Source organism: Blautia sp. DFI.1.216 (assembly GCF_020594215.1).
GTDB lineage: Bacteria > Bacillota > Clostridia > Lachnospirales > Lachnospiraceae > Blautia_A > Blautia_A wexlerae.
Map to the genome: position 1 here is coordinate 1 of NZ_JAJDML010000023.1, position 21,434 is coordinate 21,434.

The 21,434-nt window shown below is 40.8% G+C and carries 18 protein-coding genes, 1 tRNA gene and 1 riboswitch; all 19 genes read right to left on the bottom strand.

What is annotated here, in order from left to right; all coding sequences use genetic code 11:
• Nucleotides 1–372: 372 nt before the first annotated feature.
• A tRNA-Ser gene (locus LJE11_RS10410) sits at nt 373–460 on the bottom strand.
• 176 nt (nt 461–636) lie between these two features.
• On the bottom strand, nt 637–1,350 hold the full coding sequence (locus LJE11_RS10415) for a lysophospholipid acyltransferase family protein (RefSeq protein WP_008707970.1): 714 nt from the start codon (nt 1,348–1,350) through the stop codon (nt 637–639).
• 18 nt (nt 1,351–1,368) lie between these two features.
• Entirely contained in the window at nt 1,369–1,926 is a 558-nt protein-coding gene (locus LJE11_RS10420; protein WP_025578488.1) for a hypothetical protein, read from the bottom strand.
• Nucleotides 1,927–1,928: 2 nt separating this feature from the next.
• Nucleotides 1,929–4,502: a DNA gyrase subunit A gene (gene gyrA, locus LJE11_RS10425; protein ID WP_022380443.1), complete on the bottom strand. Its 2,574-nt coding sequence runs from the start codon at nt 4,500–4,502 to the stop codon at nt 1,929–1,931.
• 19 nt (nt 4,503–4,521) lie between these two features.
• On the bottom strand, nt 4,522–6,447 hold the full coding sequence (gyrB, locus tag LJE11_RS10430; RefSeq protein WP_008707973.1) for a DNA topoisomerase (ATP-hydrolyzing) subunit B: 1,926 nt from the start codon (nt 6,445–6,447) through the stop codon (nt 4,522–4,524).
• A 197-nt stretch (nt 6,448–6,644) separates the two neighbouring features.
• Nucleotides 6,645–7,496 (bottom strand): 16S rRNA (cytidine(1402)-2'-O)-methyltransferase, encoded by an 852-nt coding sequence (gene rsmI, locus LJE11_RS10435; protein WP_008707974.1) that lies wholly within the window; start codon nt 7,494–7,496, stop codon nt 6,645–6,647.
• Between the two features lie 40 nt (nt 7,497–7,536).
• Nucleotides 7,537–8,277, bottom strand: coding sequence for a tRNA1(Val) (adenine(37)-N6)-methyltransferase (locus tag LJE11_RS10440; RefSeq protein ID WP_055150956.1), 741 nt, complete (start codon nt 8,275–8,277; stop codon nt 7,537–7,539).
• Entirely contained in the window at nt 8,270–9,169 is a 900-nt protein-coding gene (locus tag LJE11_RS10445) for a PSP1 domain-containing protein (RefSeq protein ID WP_025578483.1), read from the bottom strand. The genes LJE11_RS10440 and LJE11_RS10445 overlap by 8 nt, the downstream gene beginning before the upstream one ends.
• Nucleotide 9,170: 1 nt before the next feature.
• Nucleotides 9,171–10,160 carry a DNA polymerase III subunit delta' gene (gene holB, locus LJE11_RS10450; RefSeq protein WP_025578482.1) on the bottom strand — a complete coding sequence of 330 codons (990 nt, stop codon included), beginning with the start codon at nt 10,158–10,160 and terminating at the stop codon, nt 9,171–9,173.
• A 52-nt stretch (nt 10,161–10,212) separates the two neighbouring features.
• On the bottom strand, nt 10,213–10,800 hold the full coding sequence (locus LJE11_RS10455; RefSeq protein WP_055200613.1) for a guanylate kinase: 588 nt from the start codon (nt 10,798–10,800) through the stop codon (nt 10,213–10,215).
• A 10-nt stretch (nt 10,801–10,810) separates the two neighbouring features.
• Entirely contained in the window at nt 10,811–12,277 is a 1,467-nt protein-coding gene (locus LJE11_RS10460) for an aminotransferase class I/II-fold pyridoxal phosphate-dependent enzyme (protein WP_227295941.1), read from the bottom strand.
• Between the two features lie 136 nt (nt 12,278–12,413).
• Complete coding sequence (locus tag LJE11_RS10465) at nt 12,414–13,103, bottom strand: response regulator transcription factor (RefSeq protein ID WP_020993338.1); 690 nt, start codon at nt 13,101–13,103, stop codon at nt 12,414–12,416.
• Nucleotides 13,100–14,242, bottom strand: a complete 1,143-nt coding sequence (locus LJE11_RS10470) for a sensor histidine kinase (protein WP_020993339.1) — start codon at nt 14,240–14,242, stop codon at nt 13,100–13,102. The genes LJE11_RS10465 and LJE11_RS10470 overlap by 4 nt, the downstream gene beginning before the upstream one ends.
• Before the next feature lie 237 nt (nt 14,243–14,479).
• Nucleotides 14,480–15,661 carry a methionine adenosyltransferase gene (gene metK, locus LJE11_RS10475; protein WP_055053965.1) on the bottom strand — a complete coding sequence of 394 codons (1,182 nt, stop codon included), beginning with the start codon at nt 15,659–15,661 and terminating at the stop codon, nt 14,480–14,482.
• A 163-nt stretch (nt 15,662–15,824) separates the two neighbouring features.
• Nucleotides 15,825–15,926: riboswitch (SAM riboswitch) on the bottom strand.
• A gap of 98 nt (nt 15,927–16,024) precedes the next feature.
• A complete protein-coding gene (locus tag LJE11_RS10480; protein ID WP_227295943.1) occupies nt 16,025–17,317 on the bottom strand; it encodes a UDP-N-acetylglucosamine 1-carboxyvinyltransferase in 1,293 nt (430 codons plus the stop codon).
• 216 nt (nt 17,318–17,533) lie between these two features.
• Nucleotides 17,534–18,046: a shikimate kinase gene (locus LJE11_RS10485; RefSeq protein ID WP_022380404.1), complete on the bottom strand. Its 513-nt coding sequence runs from the start codon at nt 18,044–18,046 to the stop codon at nt 17,534–17,536.
• A gap of 51 nt (nt 18,047–18,097) precedes the next feature.
• The gene (locus tag LJE11_RS10490; RefSeq protein ID WP_008707992.1) at nt 18,098–18,688 is read right to left on the bottom strand and encodes a flavin reductase family protein; all 591 of its coding nucleotides are present in this window, start codon (nt 18,686–18,688) and stop codon (nt 18,098–18,100) included.
• 34 nt (nt 18,689–18,722) lie between these two features.
• The gene (locus LJE11_RS10495) at nt 18,723–20,393 is read right to left on the bottom strand and encodes a putative manganese-dependent inorganic diphosphatase (protein WP_008707993.1); all 1,671 of its coding nucleotides are present in this window, start codon (nt 20,391–20,393) and stop codon (nt 18,723–18,725) included.
• Nucleotides 20,394–20,406: 13 nt separating this feature from the next.
• Nucleotides 20,407–21,315: a S1 RNA-binding domain-containing protein gene (locus LJE11_RS10500; RefSeq protein ID WP_195982392.1), complete on the bottom strand. Its 909-nt coding sequence runs from the start codon at nt 21,313–21,315 to the stop codon at nt 20,407–20,409.
• Nucleotides 21,316–21,434 lie beyond the last annotated feature (119 nt).

Sequence of the window (21,434 nt, forward strand, 5' to 3'; positions counted from 1 at the left end):
CATGTGTTAAGCACGCCGCCAGCGTTCATCCTGAGCCAGGATCAAACTCTCTGATAAAATGTTTGATTCACTCAAGATAACAACTAGCTATCTCTCGTTTTACTGTTTTTGGTTTTTCAAACCGTTCTTAAAAATGTAAAGAATTTTCGAGAATCGTATGTGTTTCACTGTTTAGTTATCAAGGTTGTCTGTCTTGCGACAGCTTTTTTATTCTATCATGTTGTTTTTGATTTGTCAAGAACTTTTTTAAGTTTTTTTCAAATCTTTTTTCAACCGATTTACTGTTTGTTGACAGCTTGTTTACTTTATCATAGTTTCAAGTGTTTGTCAACATCTTTTTTAATTTATTTTTTGTTTTCCAAAAAATAAAAGCGGAGAAGGAGGGATTTGAACCCTCGCGCCGCGTTAGCGACCTATACCCTTAGCAGGGGCACCTCTTCGGCCTCTTGAGTACTTCTCCAGACTCCGAACTAATAGTTCAATATTAAATTCGAATGCACTTTGGAATCTCCCGAAGCGCATTTGTAATTATATGTAAAAACACCTGTTTTGTCAACAGGTTTTTTTACTTTTTTTCATATTTTTTATTTTTTACCCTAAAATCCGGTTTCAGGACTTGCAAATTTCATACTTCCATCAAGAAGTATACTGTGTTATTGTCGCTTCGATACGTTTTTTTACCTCTGCTGCAATCTCCGTTGTTTTCATATCTTTATACTCATCATAGTATATGGGTTCCAGAAAATGTACCTGCACTGTAAGTTTTTTGACAGATCCCGTATCAAACGCTTTATAAGAATCAATCAGTGCTACGGGTACGATCGGACATTTTGATTTCGTTGCAGCTTTAAAACTTCCACCTTTAAATTCCTGCGGATGATTGCCGTCTTTGCTTCTGGTTCCCTCGGCAAAAATCAGATAGTTTCTTCCTGCCTTTACTTCTTTGATAACATTAATGATTACCTGCATAGATTGTTTGACATCATCACGGTCAATCATAAACGCTTTCATGCATGCAAATACCTGCTTCAGAAATGGTACGTTTGTCAGCTCTTTTTTTGCCACTACCGAGAAAGGTACCGGACACACCTGTATGATTGCAAGTACATCAAATAATCCCTGATGATTGGGAAAGAAAATAAACCCATTTTCTTTTGGAATATTTTCCATACCATGACCGTCAATTACCAGATTACCGCCTTTCACTGCTCTGTTATCTACATATTTAAGAAGCTGATATCTCTGTTCTTCACTGTAACGTTCTGCATGCGATGCATACCAGCATAACTTAAACCATCCATATGGAACAAAAAAGAGATTTCTAAATACCATCAGTAATATTCTTTTCATTTTTTTGCCCTCGATATATTACACTCCTGCTTTTTCCGAAATTTTGTCTTCATATCCCGGATTTTTCTTGATAAATGTTTCATATGCTTTGGTATACGTCTTGTAAGCATCTGTCTTCATAAATTGGACATATGCTGTAGCCGCCTGAGTTTTCATATCATCTGTGATCTGTGATGGTGCCATGATATAATAAGTTTTATCCTGTTTACCAACCATATAAGTTTCAACACATGGATATTCCTGATCATCCTCCAGGATCAGATTGTAGGTTATGTATACATAACTGTACTTGTCATTTTCAGAAAGGATCTCACAATCCTGAACAGATACTTTCTTAGGATTATGTGCCGCAAAATATTTGAGTGTTGCTGTAATCTCTGTCTGAAGATCTGCTTCTGTATTATCTGCCTGGTTATAGCACTCCTTCACTTTCTTTTCTTTCCCGTCAGTATAGGACTGAATCAATTCCTCTGTTACTTTTTCCGGTGATTTATGACTCACTCCCCCGCATCCTGCCACACAGAGTGTCAGTAATACCAACACTCCGGCTGCAAGATATCTGTACCATTTCTTCATGGTTATTCCTCTTCCCCTCTGTTCTCATCCTGTGTCTCCTGATCTGTCGGCTGATCAGATTCTTCTGTTTCTGCACTGTCCGTAATTTCCACTGCTGCCTGCTGTGCATTTGTATCTTTTTCTTCTTTATCTCTCACTTTAGCTACACTGGCTACAGTGACACCCTCTGTAAGATTGATCAGTTTTACACCCGATGTAATTCTTCCAAGAATGGAAATATCAGCGCAGGCGATTCTGATGATAATACCTTCCGTAGTGATCAGCATTACTTCATTATCTTCATTTACAGCTCTTGCTCCGATTACATCACCGGTTTTCTCGGTAATCTTATAACATTTTACACCTTTACCGCCACGATTCTGACAGGTAAATTCGCCCATAGAAGTACGTTTACCCATACCATTTGCAGAAACTATCAGCAGACAATCTCCCTGAGAATTCAGCTGCATTGCTACCACTTCGTCTCCATCATCGATATTCATACCGCGTACGCCCATAGAAGTTCTGCCTGTACTTCTTACATCTGTTTCTTTAAAACGGATACACATACCATCTTTTGTAACAAGTATTATATCCTTCTTATCATCTGTAAGCTTAACCTCGATCAGTTCATCATCATCACGCAATGTGATAGCTGCCAGTCCGTTTTTACGCACATTCGCATATTCTTTAATCGGTGTTTTCTTTACCAGGCCATTCTTCGTAGCCATCATCAGATAATGACCATCTTCAAATTTGCGGAGCGGGATTACTGCAGTGATGCATTCCCCCGGCATAAGCTGTAACAGATTAATAATCGCAGTTCCTCTTGCAGTACGTCCTGCCTCCGGAATCTCATATGCCTTCAGACGATATACCCTTCCTGTATTTGTAAAGAACATCAGATAATGATGGGTAGTTGTCATCAGAAGTTCTTCAATGTAGTCATCCTCAAGAGTCTGCATTCCCTTGATTCCTCTTCCACCTCTGTTCTGGCTTCTGAAATTATCTACTGTCATTCTCTTAATATATCCAAGTTTGGTCATTGTGATCACTGTATTCTCTCTCGGAATCAGATCCTCTGTAGAAATATCGTATACATCATATCCGATAGAAGTCTTTCTGTCGTCTCCGTATTTCTCTGCAATTGCAAGAATTTCTTCCCGAATCACGCGAAGAAGAAGACTTCTGTCCGCAAGGATAGCCTCGTATTTACGGATTTTTTCCATTAAATCAGCATACTCTGCTTCCAGCTTCTCTCTTTCCAGACCTGTCAGAGCACGCAGACGCATATCTACGATTGCCTGTGCCTGAACATCTGTCAGTTCAAAGCGATCCATTAACTCCTGTTTTGCGATCTGCACATTCTGCGAAGCTCTGATAATACGGATCACCTCATCAATATTGTCCAGTGCTTTCAGCAGACCTTCTAAAATGTGAGCTCGCTCTCTTGCTTTATTCAGGTCATATTTCGTTCTTCTGGTCACTACATCTTCCTGATGAGCCAGATAATATTCCAGCATCTGTTTCAGGTTTAATACCTTCGGTTCCAGACTTCCGTTATTCGGAATAAGTGAAAGCATATTTACGCCAAAAGTATCCTGTAACTGCGTATGCTTATACAGTAAATTCAAAACTACATTTGCATTTGCATCCTTGCGCAGATCAATACAGATTCTCATTCCCTCACGACTGGAATGGTCATTCAGGTCTGTGATTCCGTCAATCTTTTTATCTCTTACAAGTTCTGCAATCTTTGAGATCAGACGCGCTTTATTTACCAGATACGGAAGCTCTGTGACAATAATTCTGGACTTTCCGTTTGGAAGAGTCTCAATATTTGTCACTGCACGTACACGAATCTTACCACGACCTGTTCTGTATGCTTCTTCAATCCCTCTTCTTCCAAGAATCGTCGCACCTGTAGGAAAATCAGGACCTTTTACAATATCCAGAATCTCTTCCATAGTCGTTTCGCGTTGTTCTTCAATGATATTGTCTATAATCTTGACAACAGCATCCACAACCTCTCTCAGATTATGAGGAGGGATATTGGTAGCCATACCTACTGCAATACCTGAAGTTCCGTTCACCAGAAGATTCGGATAACGGGACGGCAGTACAACCGGCTCTCTCTCTGTTTCATCAAAGTTTGGCTGGAAGTCAACAGTATCTTTGTTAATATCTGCCAGCATTTCCATGGAAATCTTACTCAGACGTGCCTCAGTGTATCGCATGGCCGCTGCCCCGTCACCATCTACGGAACCAAAGTTTCCATGTCCGTCTACCAGCGGATATCTGGTAGACCATTCCTGTGCCATATTTACAAGTGCTCCATAAATAGAACTGTCACCATGTGGATGATATTTACCCATTGTATCACCGACAATACGCGCACATTTACGATGCGGTTTGTCAGGACCATTATTCAGTTCTATCATGGAATACAATACACGTCGCTGAACCGGTTTCAGACCATCTCTTACATCAGGCAGTGCTCTGGAAGCGATAACGCTCATGGCATAGTCAATATAAGAGTCCTTCATGGTCTTTTCCAGATCCACCTCGTGGACTTTGTCAAAAATATTATCTTCCATTTATCTATTCTCCCTATTATCAGATATCCAGATTCTTTACAAATCTTGCATTCTCTTCAATAAATTCACGTCTCGGCTCTACCTTGTCACCCATCAGTGTAGTAAATGTAAGGTCAATCTCAGAAGTCGCAGCCTCATCCATGGTAACCTTAAGCAGGATTCGTTTCTCAGGATCCATTGTCGTCTCCCAAAGCTGGTCTGCATCCATCTCTCCAAGACCTTTATAACGCTGGATCTTGTTATTTCCGTCACGTCCGATTTCTGTCAGAATCTGATTCAGTTCATCATCGTCGTATGCATACCATACTTTCTTGTTCTTCTCCACCTTGTATAATGGCGGCTGTGCAAGATACACATATCCCTGTTTGATAAGCTCAGGCATAAAACGATACAGGAAAGTCAGCAGAAGGGTTGCGATGTGCGCACCATCGACATCGGCATCAGTCATAATAATAATCTTATGATAACGAAGTTTACTGATATCAAAATCTTCATGAATTCCTGTTCCGAAAGCTGTGATCATAGCTTTGATCTCTGCATTTGCATAAATCTTATCCAGACGTGCTTTCTCTACATTCAGGATCTTACCTCTCAGTGGAAGGATAGCCTGTGTTACACGATTTCTGGCTGTTTTTGCAGAGCCACCGGCGGAATCTCCCTCTACAATGTAGATTTCACAGTTCTCAGGATTCTTATCTGAACAGTCTGCAAGCTTTCCAGGAAGTGACATATTATCAAGTGCTGATTTTCTTCTGGTCAGATCACGAGCCTTACGTGCAGCCTCACGTGCTCTCTGTGCAAGAACTGATTTCTCTACTGTAGTTTTCGCTACTGTTGGATTCTGCTCAAGGAAAATCTCAAGCTGCTTGCTCACCACGCTGTCAACAGCCCCTCTTGCTTCACTGTTTCCAAGCTTCTGTTTTGTCTGACCTTCAAACTGGGGATTCTCAATCTTAACACTGACGATTGCAGTCAGACCTTCGCGGATATCATCGCCACTCAAATTGGGTTCACTGTCTTTAAGCAGCTTGTTCTTTCTGGCATAATCATTGAACGTCTTTGTCAGGGCATTTCTGAAACCTACAATATGAGTACCACCCTCAGGTGTATTAATATTATTTACAAATCCATAGCAGTTCTCTGTATAAGAGTCATTGTGCTGCATGGCAACCTCTACAGACACACCGTTCTGCTGTCCTTCGCAGTAAATGATTTCCGGGTAAAGCGCTTCCTTGCTTCTGTTCAGATAGCTTACAAATTCACGGATACCACCTTCATAATGGAAAACTTTCTCTCTTTCCATTCCTTCTCTGGTATCTTTAAGAGAAATCTTCAATCCCTTTGTCAGGAATGCCATCTCTCTCAAACGCTGTTTCAGAATGTCATAATCATATACTGTTTCCTCAAATATTTCTTTATCCGGAAGGAAGACAACTGTTGTTCCGGTCTTATCCGGTTGGCAGTCTCCCACAACCTTCAGAGGATACATAGTTTTACCGCGTTCATATCTCTGCTGATAAATCTTACCTTCATGATAGATCCTTACTTCAAGCCATGTGGAAAGTGCATTTACTACAGACGCACCTACTCCGTGAAGACCACCGGATACCTTGTACCCTCCGCCTCCAAATTTACCGCCGGCATGAAGAATGGTAAATACTACTTCTACAGCAGGAATCCCTGCTTTATGATTGATTCCTACCGGAATACCACGTCCGTTATCTACAACTGTGATAGAGTTGTCCGGATTAATAACTACCTGAATCTCTGTACAAAATCCTGCCAGTGCTTCATCAACCGCATTATCTACAATCTCATAAACCAGATGATGAAGACCTCTGCCGGATGTACTTCCGATATACATACCTGGTCTCTTTCGTACGGCTTCCAAACCTTCCAGAATCTGGATTTGATCCGCTCCGTATTCTGTATTTTCTCCGCCCATTTCTTTCCTCCTGTTATATATACTTATCACCAGAATATATCTGAAAACCCCTGCGTGAAAATTATAGACAGGTTTTCAAATATATTCTGGTATCTGGACATAATAATACAAATTTATTATAGCACAAAAGCCCGTTCCTTTCCACAGCCTGAATAAAAAAGAATCCCCGAAAACGGGAATTCTTCTGTATGTTAATCTTATTCTTCGGTTTTATTGATGAGGTACTGATAGACATCTCTCTTCGTCATTCCTCTGTCATTTGCTACCATTTTCATAGCTTCTTTTCTTGAATGTCCCTGATTTTCATAGATTTCCATGTGTTCTTCTATGGTAATTTTTTCCCAGGATGCCTTCTGTTCCTCTTCCATCTCCTGTCTGCTTCTGCCTTCGATCACAAGCACACACTCTCCAAGCGGCTTCTCTGTCTGATAATAGAGGATCAGCTCCTCGATAGTCGTATGGAATGCAGTCTCATGTCTTTTCGTCAGTTCCCTGCAAAGAGTCATTCTGCGATTTCCGAGAGTTTCCTTCAATTCCTCCAGAGTTCTTACCAGTCTGTGAGGAGCCTCATAGAGAATGATAGTTCTTGTTTCATTCTTCAGTTCTTCCAGAATCAGTTTTCTTTCTTTTTTATCTGCCGGAAGAAATGCTTCAAAAGCGAATCTTCTGGTTGGAAGTCCGGACAGAGTCAGGGCAGTGATACAGGCAGCAGGTCCCGGAAGAGAAGTTACTTCAATCCCCGCTTCATAACACATTGCCGCAAGCTCCTCTCCCGGATCTGAGATCCCCGGAGTTCCCGCATCTGTGATCAGTGCAATATTCTGCCCTTCCTGCATTTTACTGATCAGAACATATGCCTTATCAATTTTGTTGTACTCATGATAACTGGTCATAGGTGTTTTTATATCAAAATGGTTCAGCAGTTTAATACTGTTTCTGGTATCCTCTGCTGCAATAAGATCCACTTCTTTCAATGTTCGAAGTACCCGGAGTGTAATATCCTCCAGATTTCCTATGGGTGTTGCACACAAATACAATTTACCACTCATAATTTATTTCCTCTCATATTACTTTGCAAATAAAGTTCGGTTAAATCATATCATAAATCTTCAGTATATTTTCTGTATAGACTCCCGGCTCTTTATATACGATCAGAGGAGGTTCCACTGTAACTCTGGAATTTCCTCCCTTTAATGCCTCGATCAGAACCATGTTTGGTTCTCTGTCTATGTATGGATATACAAGCTGCATCCTTTTCGGTTCCAGACGATACTTTGTGAGAACATTCATAATCTCAGCCAGTCTGAACGGTCTGTGAACCATATAAAATCTTCCACGTTCTTTCAGAACCTTTGATGCCTGGCTCACCACATCCTCCAGATTACAGAGTACTTCATGTCTGGCAATTGCTTTTGGCATATCCGGATTGCGAAGTCCATGCTGTCCGATCATATAAGGCGGATTACTTGTCACTACATCAAAAGAAGCTGCCCCAAAAATATCAGCAGCCTCCTTAATATCACCCCGTACGATCTCAACATCGTCCTCCAGATGATTATATCTGACACTGCGTCCGGCCATATCTGCACACTCTTTCTGAATCTCAAGACCTGTAAAGTGTTTCCCATTTGTTTTGGTTTTAAGCAGGATCGGGATAATTCCCGTTCCTGTTCCCAGATCCAGAGCAGTCTCACCCTTTTTTACTTTTGCAAAGCCGGAAAGAAGAACTGCATCCATCCCAAAACAGAATTTATCCGGATCCTGTATCACATAATATCCGTTCTGAAGATCATCTATACGTTCATTATCTTTTACCAGCTGATCAGTCATTTAATTTGGAATCTCCTTTTTTATCTTCCAGATTTCCAAGTTCTTTTAATTCTTTTTCAGAGACTTTGACTTTCTTCTTTCTCGGTCTGAATTTCAGGTCATCTACCGGAAATTCCTGAATTTCTTTCTCGTCATTGATCTCTACAATTACCTTTACACGTTGACGAAGCACGTTTACACTGTGTACAGTTCCGGTAAGCCCATCCGGAGTTGTAACTGTATCTCCCAGTCCCGGAAGCTTTTTATTCAGCTCTTCATATGTTTCCTGCTCGTTCTTCAGGCAGCACATCAACCTTCCGCACACACCGGAAATCTTTGTCTGGTTAAGGGACAGGTTCTGCTCTTTTGCCATCTTTATGGATACAGGTGCAAACTCAGACAGATATGTGTGGCAGCACAGACATCTTCCGCAGATACCGATTCCTCCCAGAATCTTTGTCTCATCGCGAACACCAATCTGACGAAGTTCGATACGCGTTTTAAAAATTGCTGCCAGATCTTTTACCAACTGGCGGAAATCAATTCTGCCGTCAGCAGTGAAATAAAACAGCACTTTATTATTATCAAATGTATACTCTGCATCTATCAGTTTCATTTCCAGACCATGTTCACGAATCTTCTTCTGACAGATTTTAAATGCCTCTCTCTCTCTGACTCTGTTCTGTGCCTCTCTCTCGTCGTCCTCCTTTGTTGCCACACGAAGAACTTCTTTGAGAGGGTGAACAACATCTTCCTCACCTACTTCTCTTGGTGCAAGTACGACTTTCCCGTATTCAATTCCCCGGGCTGTCTCCACGATCACGTGATCGCCTGTTTTAATTTCATAATCTTTCGGACTGAAATAATAAATCTTGCCTACATTACGAAATCTCACGCCTACTACTTTTGTCATTCTATTTCTCCCTGATCGTCAGGAACAGCAATTCAAATGCCAGATCAAAATTAACATTTGCTTTCAGACGTACCTTTGTCTTCTGAATAGAATCCAGAATGTTCTCCAGATTCTCGTAGGAACGCTGCTTTGCCTGTTCTCTGATAAAATTAATTTCCTGTTTAAATACCAGATTGTCAATCTCCTGTGTTGCCTTAAACATCAGGACATCTCTGAACCAGAACTGGAAAATATCCAGATAATCGTTGATATTCTGTTTGTCCTCAGAAAGACTCTTAATCGCATCTGACAGTTCATAAACTTCCATGGTGTTTGCATATTTAAGAATCCTCAGTGCATTCTGAGTCATCTCTGCAAACTCCTGAGAAGTAGCTGCTTCTTTTGCCCTTCCAATACTGCCCTGTGCAAAGGATGCGTCAATCTCCGCCTGGTAATCCGGAACATGAAGATGCTCCATCAGATATTTCTTTACAAGACCGTCATCCACTACCTTCAGATCAAGACGAACACATCTTGACTGAATAGTCGGCAGCAGTCCCCCGATATTATTAGTCAGCAAAAGAATCACTGCATATTCCGGCGGCTCTTCAATTGTTTTAAGAAGAGCATTCTGTGCCTGTGGTGTCATAAGATCTGCATCTGCAATAATATAAATCTTGTAAGGACTGTAATATGGTCTGATATCTATATCATTGATCACCTGATCTCTGATCTCGTCAATTGTGATCGTTCCAGGTTTCTCATGACTGACCATAATAATGTCCGGATGATTCTTACCCATCGCCTTTTTGCAGGAGTCGCATTTCTGGCAGGGTTCTGTACCTCCGGCCTCACACTGAAGTGTTGCCGCAAAAGTCCCTGCAAGGAGCTTCTTACCAGAACCTGGTTCGCCGGTAAAAATATAAGAATGCGATATTTTTCCTGATTCTATTGCATTTTTTAAATGTCCGATAATCTCTTCATGTCCGATAATATTGTTAAATCCCATCATAAGAATCACCTCACCAGTCCGTTTTGTAAGATATTATACCATAAAAGAAGAACTATTGCACAGACTTTATATAATTTGCGATTTCTTTCACACAGTCATCAAGATTTATATTCTGAAAACGTTTCTCTATCCCTGCATTCAGAATATTTTCCTCTGAAAAATCCGACTGATCTGCAATAAATCTTCTACACATTTCCTCATATCTTGGATTTTCCTGTTCTCTCTCTCTATTAAGAGCACGACTCAGTCTTTCTCCATCTTCTACCTGGACATAAACAGGACAGACTGCATCTTCCCCATAGTATTTACGCATCTTTTTAAATGACTCCAGAGTACCGATTCCCAGATAATCGGAATCTGCAAGGTTCACCTGACCATCATCTGCAGTGAAATAAGTCCATATCCCATAAACCGTATGATATGCTCTCTCCTCGATAAGATTTCCGTTTTTTCTGAATTCTTCCAGTTTTCCGTCATCTACAAAATAATAATTTTTTCCATCCTGCTCTCCTACCCTGATCGGGCGGGTTGTATACAGAATAAGTGTTTTCAGATTCAATTCTTTATGTGCGGCCAGAAGTGAATAGATTCTGTCTTTTCCGGATGCACTCTTTCCCATGATGTAAAAAATCTTTCCCATATCTGTTATGTTATTCCTTTGCCGGACTGTATTCTTCCTGTCCAATTTCATTTCGGGCAGCTACGCAGATTGTTTCAGCAGATGTATCACTGAGTCCCTGTACTTCCAGCCCCTGTTCCATGTATCTTCTCACATTTCTTACAAATTGTCCAGTTATCTGCTCTCCCGGCACAATAATCGGAATTCCGGGCGGATACAGATAAGCAAACTCTGCACTGACTTTGCCAACACTTTCTTTCAGAGAATATCGCCTTTGCTGCGCATCCACTGCCTGAGAAATTGTCATAAGCTGTGTCATTCTCGCATGAGAAGTATGATACTGCGATTCCTCCGACTCATCTGTTTGCTGTATCTCTGCATCAATCTCTTCAATTGCAGTACACAGTCTCTCAAATCCCTCTTCTGTATCTCCCACTGCTGCAATTCCAAGAACATATTTCTCAGCCGCCATTTCCATTTCAATATGATATCTGTCACGAAGTATCTGATGGAGAAGGCGTCCGTTAACAGAAATTCCGACTGTGGAGAACAACAGCTTGGATCTGTCAAAATCATAGATTCCACTGCCTTCGATCATAGAACCTTCGATCAGTTTTATTTTTTCACACTTTGAAAGACGCTGTCTGGCCTTCTCCAGATTGAAGGTAAATTCACGAAACATTTGCTGCCCGTCTTTTCTCAGTTTATCCATACATGCATCCATACTCGCCATCAGAATATACGACGGACTGCTGGTCTGGTAAATCCCCATAAATCTCTTTATCTTTTCCACATCTGCCATATCACTGCATATATGAAGCACCGCCGTCTGAGTCATAGATGGCAGCGTTTTATGGAAACTCTGTATTACAATGTCAGCCCCCAGATCAGCAGCAGACACCGGAAAATATTTAGAATAATGAAGATGTGCACCATGTGCTTCATCCACAATAAGAGGAATCTTATGTCTGTGTACAACTTCTGCAATTGTCTTTATATCAGACACAACGCCGTCATATGTAGGCGAAGTAAGCAGAAAAGCCTGCACATCCGTATTTTCTTCCAGATATCTTTCCACACGTTCAGGAGAAATTCCTCCGTTTATCCCCAGTCTCTGATCTTCATGTGGATAAATATAGACCGGCTGAAGCTCACGTAAATACAATGCATGATAAACAGCCTTGTGACAGTTCCTCGCGACAAGTATCTTCCCACCTTTATTTACACTTGCACTGACTGCTGCCAGAAGAGCCGCCGTACTTCCATTTACACTGAAGAAACATTTCTTTGTCCCATAAATCTGAGCTGCATATTCCTGTGCTTCTTTCAAAATTCCTTCCGCATGATGAAGATTGTCAAATCCTGAAATCTCTGTAATATCTCTCTCAAAAAGAAAATCATCTGCTGAAGATGCCCGGTTTCTCTTATGCCCCGGCATGTGAAACGGATAATAGTCAGACTGTCCATAGCTTTTTAATTTTTTATATAATCTTTCCATTTTTTTCCTTTTTATACTATTGTGCCAACAAGTTGATTTCTCGAACAATCTTGCGTCTAAATTTCCAATACTCATTCCAAATTTCCCACTGATTATTGCCTTTTCGTGCCTGAAATATGGAACTTCCCTGATTCAGTTAAACTTTAAATCTGTATCCTACGCCCCAGATTGTTTCAATATACTGAGGTTTTGCAGTATTAAATTCAATTTTCTCCCGGATCTTCTTGATATGGACAGTGACTGTTGCAATATCTCCCACAGATTCCATATCCCAGATTTCCCGGAACAACTCTTCCTTGGTAAACACTCTGTTCGGATTCTCTGCAAGGAAGGTAAGCAGATCATATTCCTTGGAAGTAAATGTTTTCTCCTCTCCGTTTACCCATACGCGGCGTGCAGTCTTATCAATCTTGATCCCGCGGATCTCCACAATATCATTTTTGCGTACATTGGAACCGATCAGACGATTATATCTGTCCATATGTGCCTTGACTCTGGCTACCAGTTCACTTGGACTGAATGGTTTTGTCATGTAATCATCTGCCCCCAGTCCCAGACCTCTGATTTTATCTATGTCATCTTTCTTTGCAGATACCATGATGATAGGAGTATTTTTTTCCTGTCTTACCTGCCTGCAGATATCAAAGCCATCCACTTCCGGAAGCATCAGATCCAGAATAATCAGGTCAAACTCCTCATTCAGCGCACGCGTCAGTCCGGTGTCTCCTCTGTTGCAGATTTCAACTTCAAATCCGGAAAGCTCCAGATAATCCTTCTCCAGATCTGCAATTGCCTCTTCATCTTCTATAATTAAAATTCTGCTCATTTCATTGGTACCTCCTGATACTTTCTAAGTACAAAATACATGATTGTGCCGATTCCAAGCCTGCTGGTTGCCCAGACCTTTCCTCCATGATCCTCCAAGATCTTTTTTACAATGGAAAGACCGATTCCGCTTCCTCCCTTGGATGAATTTCTCGACACGTCTGTTCTGTAAAAACGATCAAAAATAGACGGCAGATCCTTTGCTGCAATTCCCTTTCCATTATCTTCAATTTCAACCTGAATAAAATCTCCCACATCCTTTATGCGAATCTGGATGATACCTTTGGGTTTATCCATATATTTGATAGCATTGCTGATAATGTTATGAATAACACGCCGAATCTGTTCTCCATCTGCGATCACCTGCACATTATCCTCAACATAATTGGCATATACCAGTTCAATTCCTCTCGTTTCCAGTTCCAGTCCTACTTCTTCTGCGCAATCACTGAAATAATCTTCTACATTCAGTTTACTGAAAGTATATGGAATTCTGTTGGTATCAATCTTTGAATAAAAAGTCAGCTCATTGATCAGATGATCCATCTCATTCGTCTTATTATAAATAGTCTTCACATAACGGTCTATTTTCTCCGGCGTATCCGCTACGCCGTCCATAATCCCCTCTACATATCCCTTTACCGCTGTGATCGGCGTCTTAAGATCATGAGAAATATTGCTGATAAGTTCTTTATTTTCTTTATCCATAAGAACTTTCTCTTCTGCTGATTCCTTCAGCCGCTTTCTCATCTCCTCAAAATCCCGGCAAAGTTCCGAAAACTCATCGTCACCATCTACTTCCAGAACAAAATCAAGATTTCCCTCTTTGATATTCTGAGTGGCTTTCTTTAATTTAACCAGCGGTGTGGCAATACTTCTGTAAATCCATAATCCAATAGATAAAGCTGTGAATACTAATATTACCGTCGCAGTAAACAGCAGATCTTTTGCAATAATCCTTACCTGTGTCTGGCTGTGGGTGGATTCCCCTACTGAAATATCATACACCACTTCCGAAGAATCCTTTGTCTGCTGTGCAAACTTTGTATGACCTAATCCGTACAAAGTTGCCGAAAATAAAAGCAGAGGAACCAGAATACTCATACCGAATCCAACTATAATCCTTGTTTTTAACTTCATCCCGATCATCCTTTATCTGTTGATTTATAAGGTTTCTATAATTTTGCCCTCTGCAAGCATTATATCATAAAGTCTGTTTTACATATCTAAATTTTCTATAAAAAGAACAGGAATCATCTGTCCTGTTCTTTCAGATAATTCCTGTTTTATCCCATTGCACTGCAATTTTTGTGATATTCTGTAATTATTCAGCATTCCACTGTCTGTGCAAGTACTGAACAGTTACGATTTTCTTATTTAAGCAAGGTATTTTTTAAGGTCATCAACTTTATCCAGATGCTCCCATGGAAGGTCTACATCCGTACGTCCGAAATGTCCATAAGCAGCTGTCTGTCTGTAAATCGGTCTTCTCAGATCAAGCATCTTGATAATTCCCGCCGGGCGAAGATCAAAATTCTCACGAATGATCTCAACCAGCTTTGTATCAGAAAGTTTACCGGTTCCGAATGTTTCTACGTGGATAGATGTCGGATGAGCAACACCGATTGCGTAGGAAAGCTGAATCTCACATTTATCTGCAAGACCTGCTGCAACAATATTTTTTGCAACATAACGTGCAGCATACGCTGCGGAACGGTCTACCTTTGTACAGTCTTTACCGGAGAAAGCACCGCCGCCATGACGTCCGGTTCCACCGTAAGTATCAACGATGATCTTACGTCCGGTAAGTCCGCTGTCACCATGAGGTCCGCCGATCACGAAACGTCCTGTTGGGTTGATGAAATATTTTGTATTCTCATCTACCATATCTGCCGGAATGATCTCATCGAAAACGTATTTCTTAATGTCCTCATGGATCTGCTCCTGAGTTACATCCGGATCATGCTGTGTAGAGCATACTACTGCATCGATACGGATTGGTTTTCCGGCTTCATCATATTCTACAGTAACCTGTGTTTTTCCGTCCGGTCTTAAATATTTTAATGTACCGTCTTTACGGATCTTCGTTAACTGACGTGCAAGTTTGTGTGCCATGTTGATGGCATATGGCATATACTCTTCTGTCTCATTGGAAGCATAACCAAACTGGATACCCTGGTCACCTGCTCCGATAGCATCAATTTCATCTTCACCCATTTTTGCTTCAAGAGCTTTATCTACGCCAAGAGCGATATCAGCAGACTGTTCATCGATTGCTGTGATAACTGCACATGTATCAGCATCAAATCCATATTTTCCACGTGTATATCCGATTTCGCGGATAGTATCTCTTACGATTTTCTGAATATCAACATATGCATTTGTTGTAATCTCACCCATAACAAGTACAAGACCTGTAGTTGTAGCAGTTTCACATGCAACACGACTCATAGGATCTTTTTCCATAAGAGCGTCAAGAATAGCATCGGAAATAGCATCACACATTTTATCCGGATGGCCTTCAGTTACAGATTCAGAAGTAAATAAAATTTTCTCCATTGTGTTCTCCTTTTTTTATTCATTTACAATTGTTTCCCGACCGCAGAATAACCCGCAGCCATTTATGTACTGTATCAACAGATTATTTCTCTCCGCTGATACTTTTCCGTTAACAAAAAGAAACAGCCCGAAGTAATCGGACTGTCTGATTATCTCAACAATCCTCTTATTGTTCGATCACTCGCTCAGGTTGGCACCTTCCTACACAAACAGGGGTTGCCGTGGCTTCGCAGATCCTTTGTATCTCCACCACTCTGAATAAAAGGCTATTACTAATTATTAACTTGCATTAATTAAGATTGCTGCATACCATACAATATACTTAACCCTTACAAATGTCAAGTAATTTTTTGGTATTTTTTATCATCCCACCCTGAGACGGAATTTCTGGATTTCTTTCTCATTGGATACTCTCTCAATCTCAGCACCGAGAGATCTCAGCTTATCTTCAAAATTCTCGTATCCTCTCTGGATATATACGATATCATCAACAACTGTGATTCCATCTGCTGCAAGACCTGCGATCACCAGGGCTGCACCTGCACGCAGATCCGGTGCACTTACTCTCGCACCTGTAAGCTTCTTCACACCATCAATAATTGCTGAATTTCCCTCAACTTTGATGTTTGCTCCCATACGTGAAAGTTCGTCCGCATACTTGAATCTGTTCTCAAAAATACTCTCTGTTACAATACTGGTTCCCTCTGCAAGTGCCAGAGTTACAGCAATCTGTGGCTGCATATCTGTAGGATATCCGGGATATGGAAGAGTTTTTACATGAGTACGGCGAAGTCTCTTTGGTGCACGTACACGAACTGCATCATCAAATTCCTCAACCTCACATCCAATTTCTTCAAGTTTAGCCGTAGTTGCTTCCAGATGCTTCGGAATTACATTCCTAACTGTTACATCTCCGCCTGTTGCTGCCGCAGCAAACATAAATGTACCTGCCTCGATCTGATCCGGAATAATAGAATACTCTGTACGGTGGAGCTTCTCCACACCTTTAATACGGATCACATCTGTACCTGCACCTTTAATATTTGCCCCCATACTGTTCAGGAAGTTGGCAACGTCAACTACATGCGGTTCTCTTGCGGCATTTTCCAAAATAGTACGTCCCGGAGCCAATGAGGCTGCCATCATAATATTGATCGTTGCACCTACAGAGACAACGTCAAGGAAAATATGGCTTCCATGAAGTTCATCTGCTTTCGCAACAATTGCTCCATGCATGATATCTACATCTGCACCAAGCGCTCTGAATCCCTTCAGATGCTGGTCGATCGGACGGCTTCCGATGTTGCATCCACCTGGAAGCGGTACCTCTGCATGTTTATACTTACCAAGAAGTGCTCCCAGCAGATAGTAGGAAGCTCTGATCTTCTTGATATATTCATAATCAACACTTACATCTCCAATTGTAGATCCGTTAATCTTCACAGTAGATTTATCAATACGGTCTACCTGTGCTCCAATACCAGCGATCGCTTCAAGCAATACATTGATATCCCTTACATCCGGCAAATTCTCTATCAGAATCGTCTCATCAGTCATTATGGCTGCTGCAAGAATAGCAAGTGCCGCATTCTTGGCACCGGCAATCTCAACTTCACCGACTAAAGGGTTGCCTCCTTTTATAACATACTGTTCCATATCACACCTCTTATTTATTTTCACTCCATGAGCAGAATTAATGGTCACTGTTCACTCTGTTTTTCGTTTTCTGCGAACATGTAACTTCTGTTTCAAATGCATATATGTTTATACTAAACGATCATCCTATTTTAAAGTCAGTTGTATATTATATCATATATTTATCATTTGTAAACAAAAATTATTTACCACTGTCCTTTTCCCGAGCTGTAATAATCACTTTCCCTGCTCTTTGATATGTATTATCTCCAGAATTGCCCGAAGACTTTCATCCAAATCTTTCCCCTCTTCATCAATGGTAATATCTGCATATTTCTCGTACAGAGGTACACGTTCCTCATACAGATCTTTCAGGCTCTGACCGTCCTTTAACAGAACTCCGCGGCCTTTCAGATTTCCCAGTCTTTTGGATAAAGATTCCAGTGATAATTTAAGATATATAACCTTACCTATGGACTTCAGATGTTCCATTGCCTCATCACAGTAAATAACACTTCCGCCGGGTGCAATGACCGTATCTGTCACATGAATGTCTGCATTAACCTGATTTTCAATTTCCTTAAATTTTTCCGGTCCGTCCTGCTCTATGATCTCTGAAAGCTTTCTTTTCTCCTGTTTCTGTATCAGAAGATCAGAATCCAGAAATTCATATCTCAATGCTTTTGCAAGAATAACTCCTATTGTACTTTTCCCTGAACCGGGCATTCCTATTAATGTCACATTATTCATGTTTATGTCCTTTCATTTTATCATACATTGTCTGCGTCTGCAAATTGCGGGTTACTGTTTCTTTTTTCCGGATTTTTTCTTCTTTTTTTTAACGCTGTATCCAAATGTTCCCAGTTTTTTACCAATTCCCAGATATTCACCATGAGAATACACCAGAGGTTTCGCATCATTCAGATGAAATTTCTTCTTCTCGTCCATATACTGCGGATCAGCATGAACTGCAAGCACATCCGCCAGAAACATATGGTGGGAACCCAATTCCAGAACCTGCCTTACTTTGCATTCAATACTCACCGGAGATTCTGCGATCATGGGAACTTTCACAAAATCCGCCTTCTCTTTGGTAAGCTTCATTTCTTTAAATTTATCAACATCCCTGCCGGAACGGACTCCACAGTAATCCGTTGCATATGCCAGTTTCTCTGTTGTCAGATTTATTACAAATTCTCCCGTCTTTCTGAGCATATCATAGGAAAAACGGGATGGTCGCACAGAAATAGACACCATCGGCGGATTCGTGCAGACAGTTCCTGCCCATGCAACTGTAATAATATTGTCATTCCCCTCTCCGTCAGAAACACTTACCATAACTGCCGGAAGTGGATAAAGCATATTTCCTGCTTTCCAGGTTTCTTTTTCCATTTCTTATTATCCTCAGCTATTCTGTCTGCTGCCATCAGTTGTAATCGTTCTGTCCGGCCTGTGCAGCTTCCATAAGTGCCGGAATCAGCTGTTTCTTACGTGAAACAACGCCTTTCAGATCAAATACACCATCCTTTGGCTCCATATGGAAAGCAATACGTGCCATTTCCTCACTTCCCTCACCATAATAGAGAAGCTCTGTAGATTCCTCAATAATATTGGTAAGCATAAAGAATACGCGGGTAACACCATGACGGCCACACTCGCTGACCATAAACGGAACCAGACGCTCTTTGATTTCTGCCAGCTCATCGCTGTCCATAGAACTGATCTGTCCAACACCAAAGTTGATCTCATCCTCAGCAATAAATTTCTTATAATCCTGATAAAAAATTTCTTCCGGTGATTTATCTTTCAGGTTACTTCCTGCTTTAAACATCTCTTTTGCAAACTGCTCAATATTGATTCCTGCAATAAGTGCCAGCGCACCTGCCGCCATCTTGTCAGATAATGTGCAGGTAGGTGAACGGAACATCAGTGTATCTGAAATAATCGCAGCACAGAGAAGCCCCGCAATACTCGGTGAAATCTCAAGTTTCTGCTCCCCATACATTTCATACAGAATCGTTGCTGTACATCCGACCGGCTGATTTCTGAAAGAAATCGGTACCATAGTTTCCAGAGAACCCAGTTTATGATGGTCAATAATCTCCACGATTTCAGCTTTATCGATATTGTCAACTGCCTGATCTTTCTCATTATGGTCCACAAGTGCTACTTTTTTCCTGTGCATATCCAGAAAATTTCTTCGGGAAATTGTTCCGATACATTTTCCCTTTTTGTTAATTACAGGGAACGCACGATGACGGTGTTTGATCATCTCATTCTGAATATCATCCGTAAAATCCTCTGTATTAAAAGTAACCAGATTATCTGTTTTCATAATATACCGTACAGGAATACTCTGGTTGATCAGTCTTGCGATCGTAAATGTATCATACGGAGACATAATAATTACAATTTCTCTCTCATGAGCAAGCTTTATCACCTTTTCGCTGACTTCAATTCCCATACCAACGATAATACAGCTAACATTCTGCGCAATCGCCTGAAGATGATCCTCTTCTCTGTCTCCCATGATTATCAGGTCATCCGGTTCAATATAGGCTTTGAGCATTTCCGGATTTGCAGTTCCCACCAGAACTTTTCCTTTTGTAAAATATCCATGCTCATTTCCCTCTACTACGGTACCTGCAATTGTCTCGGCAATTCTTCTGTACTGTGTCTTCGCTCTTGACAGCAGATAACTGTCCGTTGTATCCATATAAGTCTTAGCAATATCACCGATTGTGATCAGACCTTCCAGCTGTCCTTCTCTGTCTCTGATCGGAAGAGATACGATACTTTTCTCCATCATCAGATCCCATGCATTTTTCAGGGACATACTCTTATCAGCTTCCGGACTCATACGGATATCCATATCTTTTATCTGTGTTCCAATGTTAGACAGATATCCCGGCGGCTGCATGCCGAAACGATTTAACACATATTCTGTCTCTTCATTGATCTGTCCTGCACGCTTTGGAATGTATTTCACCTTCTGAGAAGTCCTGTTTTTGATGTCCGCATAGGCAATTGCTGAACAGATGGAATCCGTATCCGGATTCTTATGACCTATTACAAATATTTTTTCCTGATTTCTCATACAGATTCTAACCTCAATTATCTAATTTAATGTTTGCAAAAAGTGCGCCAAGAGATGTGGAAGCCTCTTCCTTTGAATCCGGAAGCTCGATCACTTCCTCCTCAATTTCCTTAGCCATCATATCTGTTGCCTCTTTGATGCTCAGACTTAATTTTCCATCTTTGACAGCAGTTACTTTTACCTTTACTTTATCTCCAACTGTCAGAACTTCTGATGGTTTCTTAATTCTCTTCTCACAGATCTGTGAAATATGAACCAGACCTGACAGACCATTTCCCAGATCTACGAATGCACCATATGGCTGTAAGCTCTCAACAACACCTTCTGTTACAAGTCCGACCTGCACATTGGAGATTTTTGTTTTTCTCTCCTCTTCTGCTTTTTCTCTTAATATTTCCTTTGCAGAGAGAATTAATCTTCCTTTTTCTTTATCAATATCGAAAACCCGAACCTGGATTGGTTTGTTCAGATATTCGTTTGTATCCTCCACATAATTCAGGGCAAGCTTTGAGGCGGGAATAAATCCACGTACACCTTCTACATAGGCGATCACGCCGCCATTTACAATGCCTTTTACCACCACATCAATTACTTCTTTTGAATCCTTTAATTCTTTCAGCTTATCCCATGCAAGCACATCTGCTGCTTCTGTTCTGGACAACAGAATATTTCCATTTCCATCGTCTTTACTCACAACAGTCGCAGAAACTTCATCTCCCACATTCACCTGTTCCTTTAAAGAAAATCCCGGTTCTCTGCTGTAATCCTCTGCCGGAATAATGCCTTCCGCATAATACTTCAAATCTACCACAACTTCTTTTTCATCTACACTGATGACAGTTCCTGTAAGAATATCCCCTTCTTCAATTTTCTTAAAAGAGGCTTCCAGTTCTGTTTCGTAATCTTTCATTGATTCAGCCATTATCTGTTTTCTCCTTTACCTGGAATAAATGTAACTCTTCTCCATCTGTTACAGGATACTGAACAGTTACAAATAGAGTATATTATGTCAGCTATTTTCAAACATTATAACACAATCAC